16 protein-coding genes and 1 pseudogene are annotated in these 15,720 nt (G+C 65.7%); 3 read left to right on the forward strand and 14 right to left on the reverse strand.

What is annotated here, in order from left to right; translation table 11 throughout:
• Positions 1-2: 2 nt before the first annotated feature.
• Positions 3-143, forward strand: a pseudogene (locus tag FRZ44_RS27350) (type I methionyl aminopeptidase); the annotation flags it as partial.
• A gap of 30 nt (positions 144-173) precedes the next feature.
• Here FRZ44_RS27350 and FRZ44_RS17590 read toward each other — a convergent pair.
• From FRZ44_RS17590 to FRZ44_RS17600, 4 genes are all read right to left on the reverse strand, one after another.
• On the reverse strand, positions 174-2,447 hold the full coding sequence (locus FRZ44_RS17590; RefSeq protein WP_191908154.1) for a N,N-dimethylformamidase beta subunit family domain-containing protein: 2,274 nt from the start codon (positions 2,445-2,447) through the stop codon (positions 174-176).
• Positions 2,444-2,758 carry a hypothetical protein gene (locus tag FRZ44_RS27060; protein ID WP_191908155.1) on the reverse strand — a complete coding sequence of 105 codons (315 nt, stop codon included), beginning with the start codon at positions 2,756-2,758 and terminating at the stop codon, positions 2,444-2,446. Before FRZ44_RS27060 ends, FRZ44_RS17590 begins: the two co-directional genes overlap by 4 nt.
• A 92-nt stretch (positions 2,759-2,850) precedes the next feature.
• A complete protein-coding gene (locus FRZ44_RS17595) occupies positions 2,851-4,062 on the reverse strand; it encodes a M24 family metallopeptidase (protein ID WP_151178416.1) in 1,212 nt (403 codons plus the stop codon).
• 135 nt (positions 4,063-4,197) lie between these two features.
• Positions 4,198-4,392, reverse strand: coding sequence for a hypothetical protein (locus tag FRZ44_RS17600; protein ID WP_151178417.1), 195 nt, complete (start codon positions 4,390-4,392; stop codon positions 4,198-4,200).
• A gap of 412 nt (positions 4,393-4,804) precedes the next feature.
• Here FRZ44_RS17600 and FRZ44_RS17610 point away from each other — a divergent pair, with 412 nt between their 5' ends.
• Together FRZ44_RS17610 and FRZ44_RS17615 are read left to right on the forward strand one after the other, a co-directional pair.
• Positions 4,805-5,107, forward strand: coding sequence for a S16 family serine protease (locus FRZ44_RS17610; RefSeq protein WP_225308315.1), 303 nt, complete (start codon positions 4,805-4,807; stop codon positions 5,105-5,107).
• 532 nt (positions 5,108-5,639) lie between these two features.
• A complete protein-coding gene (locus FRZ44_RS17615; RefSeq protein ID WP_151178418.1) occupies positions 5,640-6,053 on the forward strand; it encodes an Imm70 family immunity protein in 414 nt (137 codons plus the stop codon).
• Between the two features lie 91 nt (positions 6,054-6,144).
• Here the strand turns inward: FRZ44_RS17615 and FRZ44_RS17620 are convergent, their stop codons facing one another.
• The 10 genes from FRZ44_RS17620 to FRZ44_RS17670 all read right to left on the reverse strand — a co-directional run bounded on the left by FRZ44_RS17620 (position 6,145) and on the right by FRZ44_RS17670 (position 15,714).
• A complete protein-coding gene (locus FRZ44_RS17620; protein WP_151178419.1) occupies positions 6,145-6,462 on the reverse strand; it encodes a hypothetical protein in 318 nt (105 codons plus the stop codon).
• Between the two features lie 40 nt (positions 6,463-6,502).
• A complete protein-coding gene (locus tag FRZ44_RS17625; protein ID WP_151178420.1) occupies positions 6,503-6,832 on the reverse strand; it encodes a hypothetical protein in 330 nt (109 codons plus the stop codon).
• 163 nt (positions 6,833-6,995) lie between these two features.
• Positions 6,996-7,370: a hypothetical protein gene (locus FRZ44_RS17630; protein WP_151178421.1), complete on the reverse strand. Its 375-nt coding sequence runs from the start codon at positions 7,368-7,370 to the stop codon at positions 6,996-6,998.
• Positions 7,371-7,918: 548 nt separating this feature from the next.
• The gene (locus tag FRZ44_RS17635; protein WP_151178422.1) at positions 7,919-11,464 is read right to left on the reverse strand and encodes a hypothetical protein; all 3,546 of its coding nucleotides are present in this window, start codon (positions 11,462-11,464) and stop codon (positions 7,919-7,921) included.
• Complete coding sequence (locus FRZ44_RS17640; protein WP_151178423.1) at positions 11,461-12,120, reverse strand: flagellar motor protein MotB; 660 nt, start codon at positions 12,118-12,120, stop codon at positions 11,461-11,463. The genes FRZ44_RS17635 and FRZ44_RS17640 overlap by 4 nt, the downstream gene beginning before the upstream one ends.
• On the reverse strand, positions 12,117-12,860 hold the full coding sequence (locus tag FRZ44_RS17645; protein WP_191908156.1) for a flagellar motor protein MotB: 744 nt from the start codon (positions 12,858-12,860) through the stop codon (positions 12,117-12,119). The genes FRZ44_RS17640 and FRZ44_RS17645 overlap by 4 nt, the downstream gene beginning before the upstream one ends.
• Positions 12,844-13,509: a protein phosphatase CheZ gene (locus tag FRZ44_RS17650; RefSeq protein ID WP_151178425.1), complete on the reverse strand. Its 666-nt coding sequence runs from the start codon at positions 13,507-13,509 to the stop codon at positions 12,844-12,846. The genes FRZ44_RS17645 and FRZ44_RS17650 overlap by 17 nt, the downstream gene beginning before the upstream one ends.
• 12 nt (positions 13,510-13,521) lie before the next feature.
• A complete protein-coding gene (locus FRZ44_RS17655) occupies positions 13,522-13,908 on the reverse strand; it encodes a response regulator (RefSeq protein ID WP_151178426.1) in 387 nt (128 codons plus the stop codon).
• Positions 13,909-14,026: 118 nt separating this feature from the next.
• On the reverse strand, positions 14,027-14,962 hold the full coding sequence (locus FRZ44_RS27065; protein ID WP_191908157.1) for a MotE family protein: 936 nt from the start codon (positions 14,960-14,962) through the stop codon (positions 14,027-14,029).
• 62 nt (positions 14,963-15,024) lie between these two features.
• A complete protein-coding gene (locus tag FRZ44_RS17670; protein ID WP_151178429.1) occupies positions 15,025-15,714 on the reverse strand; it encodes a DUF6468 domain-containing protein in 690 nt (229 codons plus the stop codon).
• Positions 15,715-15,720 lie beyond the last annotated feature (6 nt).

A 15,720-nucleotide genomic window follows, 5' to 3' on the forward strand; every position in this document is an offset into this window, starting at 1 on the left:
ACGTGAAGGAGATCTCCAACGGCTGGACCGCCGTGACACGCGACAAGTCGCTCTCGGCCCAGTTCGAGCATTCAGTGAGCATGACCGAGACCGGCGTCGAGATCTTCACCACCTCGCCCAAGGACTGGCACCGGCCGCCTTATCCGGTGGAAGCGCGCTCGGCGACATGGGCCTCAATCCAGCGGATGGGAGAATGGCGTCGGATCGAGGAACCGCCGCAGCACATTCTCCGTCACCTTCGACACATTGTTGCTGCAGCCGTTGAAGGTGAGGCTACCAATCCAGGAAATGGATCCCGTCGAGAATACGGCGCCCCCCGACGACGTCTCGTAGAAGGTCATATCCGCCCGCACATCCGAGTTCTGCGTGCCGTCCATGGCGGGATTGGCATTGTTGATATGCTCCGGCGATGGGAAATAAGTGTCCGAATGCCCTTCCGAGGCGGCGACCACCAGGGCATGCGCCGGCGATCCATTTGAAAAATCGCACCGGTCGAGCTCGATTCCGGCAGCTCCTCCCCCGACCGTGCCGAAGTCGCCGATGATCTCGTCCTCGATACCGGCGAAGATGAAGGCCGCCCGGGGATCGCGACTCGCCGCCATCCGGCGGAAATAGGAGCTGACATCGAATCCCTGCGCCGCCATGTCCACGCCGGCCAGCGCCGCGATCGGACGGCCCATGCGGGACCACATGCCGCCATATTCGCCGGTGAAACTGTGATAATACTCCCCGCCTTCGGCGACCCAGTCGCGAATGCCGTCCTCCGCGCGCCGAAGCTCGATGACGCCCGGCAGTGACGAATGGAAGGCGATGCGCCAGTAGAAGCCATTGCCGCCGAGATACATCAGCCGGCCGCCGCGACCGAGATGGGTCTCCAGCGCCTCATACATCTCTTTCGAATAATATTCCGGATGGCTGCCGGTCAGGACGGCCCGATAGCCGGAAAGCGTCGGGTAGCCGCCATAATGGAGGTCTTCATCGGTGACGACGTCATAGGGAATGGCCTTCGCCTCCAGCCACGAGATCAAGGCGAGATCCGCGTTGAACTGCCAGGGCGCGCCGCCGCCCGAGCCGATCCATGAATTCGTGATCCCCGGCCGGAAATTGATGATGGGCCTGAGCCGGGAGCTGTAGCAGACGCCGCTTCCATCGCTATGCGTGTCGTAGAGCGACCCGCCGACTTCCGGATGATCGTTGAGCCAGAGATCGCCGGCGCCGAATGACGTGAGGTGATTGGCAAAGGCATGGAGCCGGCCGCCGCCCTCGAGGCCTGCGCGCTCATTGGCATAGGCCAGATAGCTGGCCGTGGGCAGCAGGACGAGCGTCTCGGCGGATGCCCTACCCGCCGTCGGGCGCAGGACGAAGGGAATATATTCGGTGTCGCCCTCGCCCGTGAGCTTGGCGGCATAGACCCCGCTGTTCAGCCCGGCGGGAACGGTCAACTCGAAATCGGTCTCCCATTCCGCGTCATAGAGATCGTCGTCATGGAAATGGATGGCGCCGTACTGCTCCGGCGCCACCTTCCAATCGAACTGCGAACCATCCCAGTTGAAGCCCTTCATCGCTCTTGCCGGCAGATTGACGAGCCTCCCGTTCCGGCGATCGGCCGAGATGTCGAGAATCCGATCGGTCGTCATCGCCTTGGAAAAGTCCCAGCATCCCCGCAGGTGAGAGGGCAAGCCCGTGGGGCGCAGGACAGCTTCCATCTCGGCACGGGTCAACGCCCGATCGGAGAGCCGAAGAGCGTCGATCTTGCCGTTGTAATGGGCCGTGGCGACGGACGCGCCGTTCGTCCACCGTTCCAGACAGGCCGCGATGAGCAGCGGCGATCCGGCTTCGGGCTGCGGCACCACCGGGAGGACCGCTTCCGTCGTGATCGGCGCCGGATTCCATCCCGTGCTCGCGGCGCTGTCCTGGTGAAGACGCAGGGTCCGCGATTCCGCGTCATAGGCCGCGGCGACGAATGTCCATTGGCGGAGCGGCAGAGGCCGGTCCGTGCCGATCCGCTCGACACGCGTTCCGTCACCGGCTTCGAAGGCCAGCGCGCCATGATCGTCCAGCAGCAGGGTAAAGCCGCGCCGGGACGCATCGATCCAGCGCGAGGCGATCGCCTGACGGCGCCCTCCGGGGGCGGTCGGCCAGATCATGGCCTGGATCGTGAAACTCTCCATGCGGTCGAGATCCTCGACCGCGGGGACGATGCCATAGGACCCGGCGCGCAGAACCTGGTGGCGCCCGACGTAGTCGCCGGTGATTGGCGTCTCGACCGGCTTCTCGATGAAGCCCAGACCGTCGGGATGATGGTCGCCCGAGACGAGCTTCACAATCTCGGCGCGATAGCGGGCAATGCCGTCGGACGACACCTTGAACCGGATGGTCTCGCCGGCGCGCAGGCTGTGACGGTCGGCATATCCCACCAGCCGCTTCTTCGGGAGCTGCGTATTCATGACAGCGCCTCCCCGGTCCGCTGCTGCCAGAGCCGCTTGAAGACCTCCCACTCGGCTTCTGCAGCGCTGGCGAAGGTGACGCCGGGGACCAGGGCGACCGGCGCGCCCCGTTTCGGCGATTTCCGGGCCAGCGCCCATTTCCTGAAGGGCTCGAGGCAGACCAGGACGAAGACCTCCTCGCCCTGCTGACTGCGCAGGCGGTTGAGCATCACCCGAAGGGCCGGGCTGTGCGGGCCGAAGACATGGTGACGGAACTCGTCGGCCAACTCCCGGGGAAACAGGCGGTCGCGCGATGATGGGTCGTTGCTCATTCTTTGTCGGCTCCTCGAGGCGAAGTCGGAGTCAGAGACCGGGGAGGCACGCAGCCCGGCCGCGCACCTCCCGGATTCTTCGTCGTTCTCGGCTAGACCAGGATGAGATCGCGGGGAAGCTTCGAAAGCACCTCCAGGCCCCTGTCGGTGACGAGAAGCGTCTCGATATAGGCCGCGCCGCTGCCGCCGTCCCAATTTTCCCAGACATCGAACTGGTTCTCGTAGTTGAAGACCATGCCGGGCTGCAGCGGCTGGTCGTCGATGCCCGCAAGCGGATCGGCGAAGAACGAGCCGACCCAGTCCGGCGGCACGGAGATCCCCAGCGCATAGCCGCCCTGCCACCAGATGTATTTGTGGATATCGTGCTTGACGAGATAGTCCTCGCCGACCGTGGCGACCTTGCTCCAGGGGTCGCCCGGCTTGACGCTGGCCAGGATCTTGTCGACGCAGCCGGCCGAGGCCTTCATCAGATCGCCCCAGCGCGAATCCGGTTTCCCCAGCGTGAAGGTCCGATTCAGATTCACATGATAGCGATGCAGCGAGCTGCAGAAGTCGACGAAGACGAGATCGCCTTTCTTGACCTTGCGCTGCGTCGCGGCGCTGTGATGCGTCCCTGCCCGGGGCCCGGAGCCGATCATGCTGCGGATGCCGGGATAGCCCCCGCCCTGGCGCATCAGGCTGGACATGATGGCCGCTTCGATCTCCGTTTCCATGATCCCCGGCGCGAGGATGTCGCGGGCCGCCGCCATGGCATTGTCCGCCAGCGTCGCCGCCTGCCGGACGACCGCGATCTCGTCCGGCGACTTCACCAGGCGGAGGCGCTCGATCAGCGTCGACGCGTCGGACGTCGTCTTGCCTTTCGATTCGAGCCCGGACTTCACCGCGTTCATCACGTCGGCATGGGGCGAATATCCCCAAGGTTCGAGCGCGATCTTCGACTTATCGGAGATCCGCTTGCCGATCTCGTCGACGACGAGCCGCACCAGCTCCGTCACATTCTCGCTGCGGCACCAGACGACGTCTTTGATCGTCGGCGTGAGCGATACGATCGTCGTATGCCCAACGCTGTCGAACCAGACCGCATGGTCGCTGTCGGCACGGATGAGAAGGCCGGTCAGGCATCGCGTGTGGTACCAGATCATATCGTAGCCGGTCAGCCAGGTGAGGTTGGCCGGCGTGGTGACATAGATCGCGTCGAGCTTGGCGTTCTGCAGCGCGTTCCGGACGCGCGCGAGGCGGTCGGCATATTCCTGGCCCGAGAAGGGTTGCGGCCAGTCGATCTGCTTCCGTAAATAATCCTGCATTGCTGCCTCCTTGAAGCCGACCCGCAGGCAATAGGAAGCGTTGCCCCACTGCCCGAGAGGAGTCGGTTGTCCTGAAACGGTCAAACGGTAATGGCTGAAGACGGTGGATTCAGCCGGGAGACGGCCGGCGCTTCGTCAGGGACTGAACCAGAGATGCGGGCTGGAGTCCGTGAGGGCCAGCATCTTGCCGGCGCGGAACGGCGTTGCCGCCGTCTCGCGGATCGAGCGCATGGCAGCGGCGTTCAATGAGAAAACCGGGAGCGACGCGCCTGCCACCAGGCCGCGGCTGCGGACGGAGCCCATCAATCTCTTGGATCGAATATCGGCCATGTCGGGCGCTCGATCGGACCCCTCTTCAAGCAGAGGGGATCATCTCAATGGGGCGATGCACTCACGAGATCAGCTTCCCTCTTTCGAGAGCGCACTTCAAGCCTCTCCGTTCATGCCGGATCGGTGCCCGGTCATTGTAACAGCACAAACATGTTTGCTGTCGGACCGCTCATCCGCCGACATAGCGGCTCGGTGAGGGGACATGTGGATGGCAGGATCGCAAGATGCCGATCAGGACCGTTAGAGCGTCGCGACGCGCGGCCGCTCGCTCTCGGCCCCGTTCGAGCATTCCGTGGGCGTGACCGAGACCGGCGTCGAGATCTTCACGACCTCGCCCAAGGGCTGGCGCCGGCCGCCCTATCCGGTGGAAGCGAGATCGGTGGCGTAGGACGGCCCCAGCGCCGGCGTCGCCATGTTCACCGCCCTGACGTCGCTCTTCACCGGCCGGACGGTGCGCAACGACACGGCCATGACCGGCGAGATCAGCCTGCGCGGCCTGGTCCTGCCCGTGGGCGGCATCAAGGAGAAGGTCGTCGCGGCCGCAGCCGCCGGGCTCACCCGGGTCATGCTGCCGGCCCGCAACCGCCGGGATTACGAGGACATCCCCGAAGACGCCCGCAACAAACTCGAATTCATCTGGCTGGAAAAGGTCGATGATGCCGTGGCGGGGGCGCTGGAGGCCAAACCGGCGGAGGCCGCGACAGCGGCGGAATAGGCCGACGGCGGAAAGAGCGACATGCTCAACGTCGAAGCGCCCCGGGCGACCATTGAACCGCCGTGACGCGCGACAAGTCGCTGTCGGTGCGGTAAAATTCCATTGAAGAGGCCAAGAGCGACGTCGAAATCCTTACGGCCTCGCCCGGGGCTGGCACCAACCGCCTATGGAATGGAAGCGCAGTTGCCGGCTCAAGCGCGGACCGACCGGCTATTGTCAGCTACCGCGAAGGCGCGGTGCTCGCGGCTCAAATCCAACCCAAGGGTATCTTGACGCGATGCAGTTCAGATACACCAGACACCAAGTGCCTTGCGGCGCGCGGGCCGACGCGGAGACGTCGGAGAAAATTATACTGATAAAAAACTTATCCAGGATTCGGGCGACGTATCAGGTGAAATTGCTTGCATTCAGGGCGACGGAAACTGCAAAGAAACTAGTAATTGTCGTTCCGAAACATTGCGTAGTTGACCCTACACTTCTGAATCTCGCCAAGGTACTGCCGAAAATTATCAGTGTGGAAAAAACCTAAGGTATGGGCCTCTATCTTTGCATTTTCGAGAACGATGAAGACGTAGGCGGAGTCGATGTGGGCTCCTACTCAGACTTTAACGTGTTGCGCGATTTTATTGTTCGTGAACTGGAAACGCAGAGAGCTGGTTCCAGATTTCCAACGCTCATCTTGCATTCCGATTGCGACGGTGAGTGGTCAGTTGCCGACTGTGAAAAACTTCGCGGCGAACTTGCTGAGATCATCCGAAATCTAAAAATGCGACCCACAGTCCAGTATGCATCCGACTGGCAAAGGGCCGTTGCAAAGTCCTGTGGTCTCAATCCAAGAAATGCCTTTGAGTCTTTCATAGACGTAGATGGCGAATTTCTGCTTCAGCGCATTCAAGAATTGGCGGACCTCGCTTTGCAACGTCAGCAACCGATCATCTTCCAATAGTCAAAGTGGCCGACAACTGAATGGGCATTCTTGCCATCTCAATCGGCTCGCTGTTATTGCATCGGCCAGATGATATCAGTGGTGCGCCGACTCACCCGCCCGCAGTCGCCGCCGGCGCCGTTCCCGGCGCCTCGCTCGTGCTCGGCGCCGCGGCGTTCAGCTTCGCCTTGTAGTCCGTCATGAAGCTCTCGAAGCGCGCGACGCCGGCGAGCTTGGTGGCCAGCAGTGACTCCGGATCGCTCTCGGGGTCGGTCAGCATCGCGAAGGTCGGGCCTTGCGCGGTTTCCTTCATGGCGGGGCCGATCTTCTGGCGCAGCTCGGCGAGCTTGAACTTGTCGCCGGCGAGAGAGAGCGCGATCGCGTCGGCGAGGCCCCATTCGGCCTGGTCGGGCGTGAGCTCTTGCAGCATGCCACGCTGGCGAGCTTCGGAGCCAAGAGCGAATCGTTTGTCATTCTACCCATGGAGCCGCGTTGATCTTCCTCAGCCGATCACCGTCGAACACAAACCCGACGCCAGCCACCCAAATCGCTCCGTCCTTGTCAAGGATGTCCGCGTCGGCATAAAGCCGATGCGTCAATGCGAGAAACTCGTCCCTGCTCAGATTCGGCGCCAACGCCTGCGTGATGCGGGCCAGCGTCTCCGCATTGGACTTATAACCATCCAAGGCGTCCTGCTGATAGGAATAGGTGACCCCGAGATCTACCATGTTGTAGATCCAGAAGAGGTTGCTTCCCACGAGCAATAGGACCGCAACGATGCAGGCGACTTTCCATCGCATGTGACATCTCTACCGCGGATTGCATTCCATGGGTATGAACGAGACCGGCATCGAGATTTTCAGCACTTCGCCCAGGGGCTGGCACCGGCCACCTAATCCGCCAACAGGCCGTAGGGTAACCTAAGCGCTTTCTATCTCAGAACAAGCGTGCCAATTCAGCAACTCATTCCCTGTTATAGAAGCCAATTAATTCTACCAACCCGTCTGTCGACAGGATGGACACGTCGAGGCTCTGTTCTTTGCTTTCTCTCCGCCGGGCATCCAACACCCGATATCCTATGACCTCTAGGAGCTGCCGGACCGTTTTTGTGTAGTCGCTGTCGTCCTGAGCGGCCCTAATTTTGACCATGCCTCCGTCCAGCGAGAGATTAAGTCGACGCCCAGCGAGTGTGAACGCGAAGTATTCACCATTTCGCACATCTACCGCCTCCAACTTGGATTCCGCAGCAGAAGGCGAGTGAAATAATGTGATATCGCCAGGTAAATCGGCGCGGGAGGACTCGTTGACCAGAATTGCGCTAGCCCATCTGTCTTTCATTAGAACGTGTTCCAGAATCTGGTACCGGTTGTCGCGGATCTATGCAACGGGGCACGAAGCTGACTGATTAGCCGCTTCAGCGCATGACCCTTCCATGCTCCGGAGTCTTCTAGGCTGTTCAATCGGGCAATCAAATCCGGCAAGACCGTCCATTGAGAAAGGCAGTGCCTATGAAAATGGGCATAGTTGAAGCCCGACAGCGGATGGTTTGGTTCGCTAACCAGATGTCCCAGGCCCAAATAATCCTTTGGGTCTCGGATTAGATTCTGACAAATGACGCATTGACGATTCGCGGGCGCTGATCTTACTCGCGCCTCTTCGTAACGTGACTGCACCAACGCAGAGAGTGGATGCGCACGAAATGCATCTATATGGACCACAGCATCGCTGAAAACATATAGAGGGTCTGCTTCGTTCGCGATGAAAGCGGGAAAGGCAACGGCTTGGTCGGCAGACGGAATAGCCCGTCCGCTGATTGAACACCGAATTCCTGGAATGAACATCGCCATAGCTACAATCCAAACCGGATCATTTGCCTATGCGTCAGTTTACCCGCCCGCGGTCGCCGCCGGCGCAGTACCCGGCGCCTGGCTCGTGCTCGGCGCCGCGGCGTTCAGCTTTGCCTTGTAGTCCGTCATGAAGCTCTCGAAGCGCGCGACGCCGGCGAGCTTGGTGGCCAGCAGCGATTCCGGATCGCTGTCGGGGTCGGTCAGCATCGCGAAGGTCGGGCCTTGCGCGGTTTCCTTCATGGCGGGGCCGATCTTCTGGCGCAGCTCGGCGAGCTTGAACTTGTCGCCGGCGAGAGAGAGCGCGATCGCGTCGGCGAGGCCCCATTCGGCCTGATCGGGCGTCAATTGCTGCGCGTCGGCGCCGGCGAGCAGCCGGTCGAACTCCTGCGCGGCCAGGGCCCATTCCTTCATTTCCCAATACATCCGCGCCTTGAGCTTGCCGGCGTCGGGGTCCTGGTCGTTCGCCAGCAGCGCCAGCGCCTCGAGGCTGCGGCCCGTGCGATGCAGCGCCTCCGCCTCGAGACGGCGGCGGTCGGCCGCCAGCGGGGCCGGCAGATCGGGCGCACCGCTTTCCTTCAGGGCCGCCAGCGCCTGGTCCGGATCCTCGTCGAGGAGACGCACCTCGGCCAGCTTGGCCCCCACCCGCGCCTTGTCGACGCCCGTCAGCTTGTGGCGGACCTGGTCGAGCAGCACCGCGTCGGCGCGGTCGAGCAGGTCGATATCGATCATGCGGTCGGCCAACGCCATGGCGATCTCGCCGCCCTCGGCGCCCGGCGGCGTCAACTCGCTGAACTGGCCATAGAGCGCGATCGCCTCCAGCGGCTTGAGCTTCTTCGCGGCTGGGCCGAGGAAGGCGTCGCGGAAGCCCTTGGTCATCGCGGCCATGACCTTGTTGAGGTCGCGATGCTGCGGGAAATGGCTGGCGAGCTGGCGCAGGAGCTCGAGCCCCTGGCGCGGCCTGCCGTCGGCGAGATAGAGCTCGCCCAGCCGTTCGAGCAGCGGGAATTCCATCAGGCTGCCGCGCGTGGCGAAGCGCAGCGCCTCGAGCCGCTTGATCGCCTCGGCGTCGGTGATGGCGCCGGTCTCCTGCGCGAGATCGACCCGCGCGAACTCGGCGCGTGCCGCCGTGTCGGCGTCGGCCTGGGGACCGATGCCGGCCCAGGCCGCGGTCGCCGCCTGGGCGTTGCCCTCGCTGCGCGCGAGCAGGCCTTCGAGGAAGGCGATGCGCGCTTCCTGCGGCGGCGTCGGGTGATCGGCCTTGAGCTTGTCGAGCCCGTCATGGGCGGTCGCCGCATCCTGCGTCTGGATCGCGGACTCGACCGCCAGCGATTGCAGCTGGAACCGCACGGCTTGCGGATAGTCGTCGATCAGCGCCTCGGATTCCTGGAAGTCGGCAGCGGCCTTGGCCCAGTCGCCCTTGAGCGCCGAGAGCGCACCGCGCCAGGGATCGGCTTCGAGCTCGCCATCGAGCGCGCGTTGATTGAGCGCCGAACCGGCGGCCACCGGATCGCCGGTCAGGAAGGCCGACGCCGCCTCGATCAGAAGAGGCTGGGGATCGAGCAGCGGCTCCTTGCGTTCGTCGCCCATCAGATCGATGAGACCGCCCGCCTCGGCGGCGCGGCCGTGCGCGAAATAGAATCTCGCCAGATCGAGCTGCGCGATCTCGCGCTTGTCTTCGGGCGCCGCTTCGACCGCGGCCTTGAGCCTGGCCTCGACCGTCGCGAAATCGCCTTCCTGCTCGCGCCGCCAGGCCGGCAAATCGAACAGCCGCTCGGTCGCCGCCGGCCCGTCCGGCGGGGTGTCGTCGGCGGCCGCATCCGGCTTCGCCGCCGAGGCGACCGGCGCCAGGGTCGGATTGGCGCCGGTCGTGATGGCGATGCCTTCGGCGGTCTTGACGATCTGCAGTCCGTCCTGGCGCGGCTCGACGGCGATGCCCTGCACCGTCGCCAGCAGCTTGAAGGCGGGGAGGCCCTGCGCCGGCTCGACACCGAGGCCGGGCTCGGTCGAGGTGACGACCGTCAATTGGTCGCCGACCTCGGGGTCCCTGAGCGTCATCGGTTCGCCGGCGGAAACCAGCTTCAGCACCGTGCGCGGCGGCGCCGCGTCGGGCTCGGAGGTGACGGGGATGGGCGTCGCGGCCCCCTCGGCCTGCGGGCGCAGATCGACGATCCAGCTATTGCCTTCCCGACGGGGCAGGGCCGCCAGGTCGTCGGCACCGACCAGGCGCAGGGCCGCCGGCGTGCCGCCGAGCTGGGCGACCTTGTCGAACGCGTCCAGGCCGGGTGCCGAGAAGCCCGAAAGATCGAAGCGGGCCGGCTTGTCGAACACCAGCCACAAGGCGCCGGAGCGCCGGAAGACCGCGAGGCCGGTCGGATCCTTCCAGGAGAATGTGAGCGTGGGGCCATCGCCCGCCTGAACGACCGCGACCGTCAAGGGCGGCGCGCCAGGATCGGCGGGCAGCCTGTCGATCTCGGGCCCGTTTTTCGCGTTCGCCGCGGACGCTATGGGCGTCGCGGTCGAGGCCCCGTTCAGCAGATCGGCTGCGGTCATCGCATTGGGCGGCAGCAGCGGCTTGGGCTGGCCGGCATTGTCGACCGGCGGCGCGGCGCTGTCGGCGGTCGCCGGCGCCGCATTGGCATGATCCGTTGCGGCGGAGGTCGTCGCGGCTGTGGTCGTCGGAGCCGCGGCGGGTGCCACCGCTGGCGCCGCCGACGAAGCCGCAGGGGCGGTGCCGGGCGCCAGATCGAGCACGATGCGCGGCCCGTCGCGGAAATCCTTGAGGGTCGTTCCCGGCACCAGATTGAGCGTCAGGACCGGTTTCGATTCGCTGCCATCGGCATGAAGATCCTTCAGCGGCGCCGGCCAGGAGCTCACATTGCCGTCGAGCGCCAGGCGCGCCGGCGCGCCGATCACGATATGCGCGTCGTCGCCCTGGCGGTCCACGCGATAGGGAACGGTCTCGGGAAAATCGAGGACCAGCCGCGTGTAGCCGTCATGCTGCCCGAATCGCAGCTTCACCACCGGGGCGGCGGTGGTGGCGTTAGCGGGCGGAGCCGTGGGTTGAGTCGCCGTCGTCGCGGCCGTGGGCGGCGGCATCTTGCTGTCGGCCGGCGGCGGGGTGGCCAAGGGCGTGGCTGTCGCGACCGCGGCCGGCAACGGCGCCGGTGCGGCGACACTGGCCGGTGCCGTCTTGGCGAGCGCGGGCGGCGTGCCATAGAGATCGAGCGCCACCTTGGTGCCGTCATAGAAGCTCTTGAGCTTCCAGGGGCCCGTGAGGGTGAGCACCAGGCGCCGGTCGGTCTGTTCCGCGATGCCGGCGATGTAAGGGGCGAGGAGCTTCAGGGCCCGGTCGGTCGCGAAGCTGGCGGGCCGGTCGAACTCGACGGTCAGGGTCTGTCCGTCGATCTTCGCGCTGTAGCCGACGGCGCCGGCCCAGTCGAACACCAGGCGGCCGAAGCCTTCCTTCTCATGGACCCAGCCGCGGGTCCGGACCGTCTCGTCGGCGCGCGCGCCCGTGGCCGCCATCGCCAGGGCGGCGAGCAGCAGTCCCATCAGGAAACGAGCGAGCCGGCGGCGCAGGATCATGGCGCGTTGTTCCGGTCATGCAGCAGGAGGGCGATTTGGGCGCCCGCGCCCGGCAGGTCGCGGGTTTCGATGGCGCCGACATGATCGAGGCCGGCATGGCCCAGCGCATCGCTGAAGGCCTGGCCGCGCGCCAGCACCGAGCGCCAGGCCTCGGGCGTCGCGGAACGGGGCGAGGACAGAACGACCGAAAGGTTGTTGGGGACGCTGGCGAGCAGGCCCGCCAGGGGTGCCAGCTGGGTCGCGAGCGCCGCATTGTCGCGCGCGGGCCCGCCCGGGAACAGCGGATCGGACGGCATTGTCAGCAGCACGCCCTCGGGAACGCGCGAGATCGCGACCGGCACGCCGATCGAGAGATGCGCCAACCGCTCCGTCATCAGCGCCTGCAGATAATTGGCATCGCGCGCCTCGGAGAGGGCAACGGCATTGCGGTCGGCCTCCTTGTCGGCCCGCTGCTCGGCCGTCATGGCGACGTCGTCATGCTCGGCCACGCCGAAGACCTGCTGCCATTTGCCGCTTTCGGTCTGCGACATGGCGAAGAGCAGCACGAAGAAGCAGAGCAGCAGGCTCATCAGGTCGCTGAGCGTGTAGAGCCAGAGCGTGCGCGCCTGGCTGGCTTGGCCCTCGTTGCGGAAATTGTGACGCGACATGAGAGTCATGGAGCCGCTCCTTCGTCGGCCTTGCCGCCGAGCTCGATGCGCAGGATCAGGTTGCCGGCCGTCCCGGCCTTGTCGATGGCGACGCCGACGCCCGCGGCCTTCGTCCCCGCCGCCATCGTCTCGCTGCCGAGCACGGCGGCGCAGTGCGCGGCGCTGTCCGTCTGCGCGAGCCGGTATTCCAGCCGATAGGGCGTGGCGGCGGCGCCCACTTGGATCACCGCCAGCAGGTTCTTGAGGCGCGAGCGGCCGAGCGCGCTCAGATCGTCCGCGCCGGGCTGGAACAGCAGGCTTTCGGGCAACTCGACCTCGAGGCGGTTGGATTCGCTGGAGTGACGGATCCGGGCCAGCGGCATCGCATTGGCGATCAGCGACTGGACCCGCTCCTTGACCAGGCGGACGTCGCCGATCGAGCTGGCGCCATCCTCCTGGGTCTGGGTGCCGCGATCGAGCACGCCCGAGAACTGGTCGGCGAGGCTGGCCATGACGGGCTGAAGATCGTGCTGCTCGACGCGGCTGGCGCCGGTCAGGAGGATGAAGAAGCAGAGCAGCAGCGTGATGAGGTCGGCATAGCTGATGAGCCAGGGCGGCGTCGTCTGCCGATGGCCGTGGCGGGCGCGGTGCAGCGCCGCGGCATGTGGGCCCAGCGCCAGCGCGTGGGTCCGCGGCGCCCGGGTCCCGGAGGAGCCGGCAGTCGGATAGGGGCCGTTCGCGCTCGCCCTGCTGTCAACCGAGGCTGGCAAAGAGCGCGTCGATGTCGGCCTGGCCCTTCGCTGCCTGCGGAAGTTGAGGTCCGTTGAGAAGGGCCTGGTCGCTCGGCGCATCCTGCTTGGATGCCTCCGGTTGCGCCGCCTCGTCCTTGCGATGCTTCGTCATCTCGTCGCCGAAGGCTGCCAGGAGCCCGTCCACCTTGGCTTCGATATGCTGCAGCGCCTTCACCACCTTGGAAATGCGCTGGCCCGTAATGTCCTGGAAGTTGCAGGACTCGTAGACCTGCGTGACCGCCTCGGAGACCTTCTCGGCGACTTCCGGCGGCATCTCGCTGGTGAGGTTCTCGATCTGCTCGACCGCGCTGAGGATGCCGTTGGTCGCCCCCTCGGTGGCGCCGACGATGGCCTCGAGCTCGTCCGTCGCGGTCTGCAGATGCTGGTCGCGGATCTCGTCCGGGCGCAGTTGCGCGATCTCGGACTTGGCCTTCTGGATGAAATTGGCGAGCTGCTCCAGCTCGGCGTAAAGCTTGATGCTCATCGGGGAAAGATCACCCTCCATGGACGCGACGATGCCCTCGACCATGGCCATCAGCTCGCGCGCGTCGACCGGCTTGCGCTCCTGCTCGACGGCGGCGAGCTTGGCGGCCAGTTCCTTGTCGGCAGCGGGTTTGTTGCGCGCCATGATGATCCCGGCCTAGAAATTGCCGAGGATGGTGGTCAGCTTCTGCTTGAGCGTCGCGGCGTTGAACGGTTTCACGATGTAGTTGCTGACGCCCGCTTCCTTCGCCGCGATCACGTTCTCGCTCTTGCTCTCGGCCGTGATCATGATGAAGGGCAGATCCTTCAGCTTCGAATCCGCACGGACCTCGCGGAGGAGCTGGATGCCGGTCATCGGCTCCATGTTCCAGTCGGAGATCACCAGGCTGAAACCCTTGTCGCGCAGCTTGGTCAGGGCCATGCTGCCGTCGGTCGCTTCCTCGACATTGTCGAAGCCGAGCTGCTTCAGCAGGTTGCGGATGATCCGGAGCATCGTCTTGTAGTCGTCGACGATCAGGATCGGCATATGCATGTCGATGGACATCGATCAGCTTCCTCGATTGGGCCGTTAGAAAAGGCAGGCGGGTCGCGGATAAGAGACTACCGGCCGCTGGTTAAGTGCCCGTAAACGGCTGCGATCTCGGCTCCGATCCCGAAAGGATTCACTGCACCGTGGGCGCGCGCCGCGCCGCCAGCTCGACGGTCACGGCCTGGGCCTTGGTGGCATCCATGGCGGCCAGGACCGGTGCAAGCTTGGCTTCCTTCATGCGCTGCGTGACCTCGATCAAGACCGCCATCTCGAGGCTGTCGAAGATCCGCGCCGCATCCTTGGGCTTCATGGTCTCGTAGGTCTTGACCAGGCTCTTATACTGCGCGTCCTGGGCGTCCTTCTGCTGCTGCAGTCCGGACTCGATCTGCGTCTGCACGGCCTTGAGCTCGGCCAGCTTCTGATCCATGCGCTGCTCGGTCGCGGTCAGCAGCGCCTCGCGCTGGTCGAGCGCCGCCGCGCGCTTGTCGAGCTCGTCGCGCCGCTTGGCGAGATCCTGCAGCAACTCGATCTCGCTGTCGGAATAATTGAACGGATTGTCCTGTTCCGCCGTGTCCCCGGTCGGATCGGGCGGCGCGCCGTCGACGCCGGTCGGCGCGGCGGCGGAGGCCGTCTGCGGCTGTCCGAGGAGGCTCTGTTGCGCCGGGCCCGCCGCCGCGACCGGCGCGGGCGCCGGCGCTGCCGCCGGCGTCCCGGCGGAGCTCGGCGGCGTGGTTGCAGGCGCCGTGGCGGCGGCTGTGGTTGCGGGCGCCGCCGCGGTCGGGGTGGCGGCCGGGGGCGCCGCGGCGGCAGGCGCCGCAGTCGAGGGAGCGGTCGTTGCTGCAGGTGCCGCCGCCGTCTGGGTCGTGGCGGCCGGCGCGGTCGCCGCCGGCACGGTAGCGGTCGTCGCGGGCGCGGCGGGCGGCGTGGTTGTCGAAAGCGGGGCCGCCGGGGTCTGGGCCTCGGTCGGGCTGCCGGCCATCAGTGACGCGTCCTGCCACATCGTGCCGACGCGCAGCGTGAAGAGCGCGGTGCCGAAGAACAGCAGAACGGGAAGGACGCGCAGGCGCATGGATCGCGGCACTCTCTAGGCTCGGGCCACCGGATCGACCGATCCGGTGCGGGTTTCGGGGTTCAGCGCAGGCCCGCGAGGGCCTTGAGCAAGGCGCGTTCGCCTTCCGGGAGGTTCTCGACCGCGATCGGGCGGCGCGTCACCGTCGAGGGGCCGCCGCGCACGGCGCTGCGTTCCAGCTCGTTGCGGTCGCCCACGATCGCGCGGGCCAACGCCGTCGCCTTCGACAGGTCGCGCGGGTTCGTGTGCGGCATATCCTTGGACGGCGCGGCCGTCAGGTTGCGCGCCGGGAAAGCCATGGCTTTGGGCGCGGCGGCGGCCGTTTCGCGGGCCGGGAACGCCATGCCCTTGGGCTCGGCGCCCCGGGCCTCGCTCTTGCGCGGCTCCGCCTGGCGGGAATGGCCGATGACGCCCTCGAGGCGGTCGGCGGCGGAGGTCGCGCGGCCGATAAGGAATTCGAGATCCTCGGCGATGCCGGCACCCTTCTTGACCTGATCCTGCAGGAGGCGGCCCTCCCCGTCGGCCATCTGGCGCAGCTCGGCCATCGCCCGGTGGGTGTCGGCAGCGGCGCCCGCGAAGCGCTCGATCGCGGCATCGAAATGGGCGCGCTCGCGCCTGAGCTCGCCGATCCGGCGGTTGAGCCGCCCGACATAGAGCAGGGTCACGCCCAGCAGCAGGACCAGCCCGCCGTCGAACAGCATCGGCAGGGTCATGAATCTGGCGGCGTCAGTCAGGAGCGAGAGATCGAACATCGAGTG

It is taken from the genome of Hypericibacter terrae (genome assembly GCF_008728855.1).
GTDB lineage: Bacteria > Pseudomonadota > Alphaproteobacteria > Dongiales > Dongiaceae > Hypericibacter > Hypericibacter terrae.